At 39.1% G+C, this 4409-nt stretch carries 2 protein-coding genes and 1 pseudogene; 2 read left to right on the forward strand and 1 reads right to left on the reverse strand.

All coding sequences use genetic code 11. The features are described 5' to 3' along the window. Positions 1–24 precede the first annotated feature (24 nt). Complete coding sequence (locus tag ACH0VJ_RS22500; protein ID WP_000969800.1) at positions 25–1611, forward strand: hypothetical protein; 1587 nt, start codon at positions 25–27, stop codon at positions 1609–1611. A gap of 87 nt (positions 1612–1698) precedes the next feature. After that, positions 1699–2894 (forward strand): annotated as a pseudogene (locus tag ACH0VJ_RS22505) (IS256 family transposase). A gap of 43 nt (positions 2895–2937) precedes the next feature. Here the strand turns inward: ACH0VJ_RS22505 and ACH0VJ_RS22510 are convergent. Continuing rightward, positions 2938–4392 carry a hypothetical protein gene (locus ACH0VJ_RS22510; RefSeq protein WP_001537448.1) on the reverse strand — a complete coding sequence of 485 codons (1455 nt, stop codon included), beginning with the start codon at positions 4390–4392 and terminating at the stop codon, positions 2938–2940. Positions 4393–4409: the final 17 nt, after the last annotated feature.

Below are 4409 nucleotides of genomic sequence, written 5' to 3' on the forward strand. Positions count from 1 at the left end.
CATTAAGAAAGTTGGTCAAATAAAATGATGGAATTTAAAAAAAATTATTTTTGGCATGTATCTGTAATCATTATTGGCCTTGTCATTGGCTTAGTGCATCACATTTATATTTATCCGAATTTTTTTCACGCAGATTCAGCAGCATATCAAGTTTTAGCTTCAGCCATAAGAGATGAAGGGGTTTTACTTCCACATGATTTTTTCTACGGCAACCAACTTATTATGCTAAAAATAAGCCCATTCATAGCCTTAGCCAACTACATTGGTTTTTCAGGATATAAGGCTTATGCAATAGGCGGTGCAATAGCGATCTGCGTTTGGTTTTATATTTGCAATCTAATTATCTCTAAATATTGTGGAAATAAATATTTTTCACTTTTACTATCAACTTGCTTATTCATTCCGCTTGGTATGGATGATATTGATTTTTTACTTGGTCAGGAATCGCATCTTTCGAATGTAGTACTTTCTATTATGATATGCCTACCGGTTATCATATATATTCAAGAAAGCAAAAAGAGTTTTTTGTGTATTTCTGCCCTTGCTGTTATTCTAATGACTGCAGAGCAACCAATTAGAACTTTGATTATTATAGCACCTTTTATTTTATTCATACTGATTATATTCAGATCAAAAACTTCAGTTGTGTCAATGTTATCTATAGCTGTATCTTTTGTTATCGGCAAGATGGCAAATGATTATCTTTTAGGCAGACATTTCCCACTCAAGGTCGACTATTCTCAAGCATCGTTGTTAATATCTCCAGATAAAGCAATTGACAATCTTTTTATAATTTTAAAGTCAATCCTGGTGTACTCTTCATCCTCTAGCTTGGCTGTTGGAAGTAATGCAATAGGAATATTGACACCTTTCTACTTTATGGGCTTATTGTATATACTTTTATTTATTGCAACTATTGTATATGGCTTAAAAATATTTCTTCATATTTTGATTGATGGCAGAAAAACTAAAACCAGTATTTGTCGACTAGATCTGTTATGTGCATTGGGAGCTACAGGTTTTGTTTTAGGACTGCTACTTATATCATGCCTCAACCCAGAAGGGCGTCATATTTTCTGGGCAACTTGTATACTAAAAATTTCTGTATTTGCCACCATTTTTAAAATTTTTAAAAGTAATATAAAAAATAATGCATATACATATTCATTAACTATTGCAATGGCTATATGCATGTCAGCTATAGCACCAGTACTATATACAACAAAAGCAAAGCCTTTTAGTTACAATAAATCCAATATGAATTCAGAAATAAATAAAAAAATCATTTCAATTGTAAAGTCAACTGGAATAACATATATTTATGGAGAGGATTTTTGGAGAATGCAACTATTAAACTCGATTGATGCAGAAGTACACTCTTCTGAACTCACAGACGCTTATGATAAATTTGTAATTCCTAGAACATGGTTGTCCAGACCAAGTTGGTACTGCATTAATGGTGAGGTTTTATATTACACAAAAGATGGCAAGGCGGATAAAATAATAGAGTCAGAATTAAAGAGTAAAAACGGAAAAATATTGTATAACGGTGCGGAAGGGAAAATATGGTTAGGACCTGTAATATGGAGCACGCCTAAGTGGTGTAATTAACTATAATTCCGCCTCAGAGACTGTAATTTAAATTGTGTATCTGCCTGTTTTTGATATGTTCATTCCAACAACGGAGACAGGCAAATTATGGATGAAAATAAATTCAAAGTGCTGGCTGCTGAACTGGCTAAAGGCCTTAAAACCAAAGCCGATCTCAACCAGTTTTCCCGGATGCTGACGAAGCTTACTGTCGAAACTGCGCTCAATGCAGAACAGACCGACCATCCCGGGCATGAGAAAAACACGCACAATAAAGCTCAAACATCCGTAATGGCTACTCGTCAAAAATCCTGCTTTGCGGTGACGACGAGATTGAACTGAACACGCCGCGTGACCGTGAAAACACCTTCAAACCTCAGTTGATTAAGAAGAACCAGACGCGGCTCACACAGATGGACAGCCAGATTTTATCGCTGTATGTCAAAGGCATGATCACGCGCGAAATCTCCGCCACCTTCAAAGAAATTTACGACGCCGATGTGTCGCTCACATTGATATCTAAAGTCACAGATGCCCTAAAAGAGCAGGCTACGGAGTGGCAAAACCGGTAACTGGATGCGCTGTATCCCATCGTTTACATGGGCTGCATTGTCGTAAAAATCCGTCAAAATGACAGCGTCATAAACAGAACTGTCTTCCTGGCGCTGGGTATCAACACCGAAGGCCAGAAAGCGCTGCCGGGTAGGTGACTGACCGAAAATGAAGGCGCAACATTCTGGCTGAATGTGCTGGCGGAGCTGAAAAATCGTGGTTTTCAGGACATCCTGATTGCCTGTGTGGACGGCCTGAAAGACTTTCCGGATGCGATAAACAGCGTCTATCCGCAGACCCATATCCAGCAGTGCATCATCCATATGGTACGTAGCAGCCTGAAATACGTGTCCTGGAAAGACTACAAGGCGGTCACCAGTGGTCTGAAGACGGTTTACCGAAGAGGCGGCGTTGATGATGCTGAATGTGTTCGCGGGCGTGTGTGACGACAAATACCCGCAGATCAGCAAAAGCAGGCGTGCGCACTGGGAAAACCTGAACACATTCTTCAGCTACCTGCCGGATATCCGCCAGGCGATCTACACCACAAACGCTATCGAATCACTGAACAGTGTGATCCGGGCCGAGATAAGAAATGCAAGGTATTCCCGGGAGACGACTCAGTGTGGAAGGTTATTTATCTGGCGATCAAAGATGTCTCAAAAAAGTGGAGTATGCCGATCCAGCACTGGCGGCTGGCAATGAGTCGTTTTATTATTGAGGTCGGTGACCGCCTGAGCGATCACCTTTAATACAGTGGCAGTTACACAGAATTATGGACAGGCTCCTTGTTGACTACTCTATAACAATCCTTGCATCATCATAGTAAATTATATATGCGTTATCAATCTCTTTTATATGCCCTTCCCGTCCATACTGGTTTAATATCTTATCAATATCATGCTTGAACTCTGTGACGATATATCTTGATTTAAAACCGTACCATGCTTTATTGGACAGCCAGTTTAACCTAACCGCTTTGTTTTCATCAGTAAACGTGATTGGCCTTACGTCTCCGTTTTTAAACAGAGTCACGGCAGACGCAACCCAGTATGTGCCGTAACCATCACCGAGGTTATTATCACGAACAAAGTTACTAATATCTTGTACTCTCGAATTCGGTAGTTCGTATCTTCCGCTTGGGATGAAAATAAAAATCAGTATGATAGTTGAAGCAAAAGCATAGAGTCTTTGATCGGCTTGTGAATTTAGATAACGTGCAATTAGAGCGGATCCAGTAATAAAAGAGAAAACCAGATACCTTGTAGTGCCAAGGTCTACAGGCATGTTACTTGCTACATATGCGGCTGGTAGCAATACTGAGGAAATGGATAATGCAGTATCAACAAACGACGCTTTAAACCTGTTTTTGATAGCTACAACTAAAAGAGCTAACCAAAATATCATCACTGCAAATCTACTAAATATCATCGCATTGCTTGCAGAAAGCTGTTTTCCGAAAATGAAGGCGTCGAAATACTGGATGATGCCAACAATGAAAAGATTGAGGTTAGATGGTATATTCTCGTAATTAACAAATGCTGGAGGTTGAGTCCCGGGGGTGTTTAGTAGACCAAAATAATTTGCCACTAAAGCAAGAAACTTTGCTATGACAACGCCAACAATAACTGCAAATACATAGCGCCACTTGCTAAAATCTTTGTTTATCAATACATGAACAACAAAAGTAACAACTATCGGTATAGTGATATAGTAGTTGAATATCGAGTCACTGAATACAGATGCAGCAGTGAGAGTCGTGACGCTTGTCAGTTTAATTGTTGTATGTTTATCATACCTAAGCATATTTAAGCACACCAGAGCAAATATGATAGTTCCTACATGTACACATGTCTCTAGTGTCATGGTTGACGCCATAGGAGATGAAATGATTACACATGGAATTAGCGCTGCGATTGACCACTTCATTTTCCCATCTGTATGTGACAGAGCAAAGGCCAGCATAATAGTAATCGTGTAGAATACGGCTGGTAACACATACATCAGGTATATACTGTCACCAAAAACCCTGATTACTATCATATACCATATCGCCTCAGTGAAATAAAACGATACAGTAGAAAGAGTCCATCCTCGTAGCAGAATGTTTCCATCCGCCATATCTTTTGCTTCTAAAAATAAAGATGCTCCATCAGATGTAACTGGGTTATTGAAGGAAATATAAAGGCAAAGCGCGAAAACGCATAATGAGAATATCAAATATAAAGCCACCGTGCTTTTATTTAACACTATTCTTCCCCTTCAAA

The sequence above is a fragment of the Salmonella sp. 2020_1459 genome (genome assembly GCF_043847915.1).
In the GTDB taxonomy this organism is placed as follows: domain Bacteria; phylum Pseudomonadota; class Gammaproteobacteria; order Enterobacterales; family Enterobacteriaceae; genus Salmonella; species Salmonella enterica.

Coding starts and splice junctions, on each gene's coding strand:
- ACH0VJ_RS22500 (WP_000969800.1), top strand. CDS start 25: ATGATGGAATTTAAAAAAAATTATTTTTGGCATGTATCTGTAATCATT.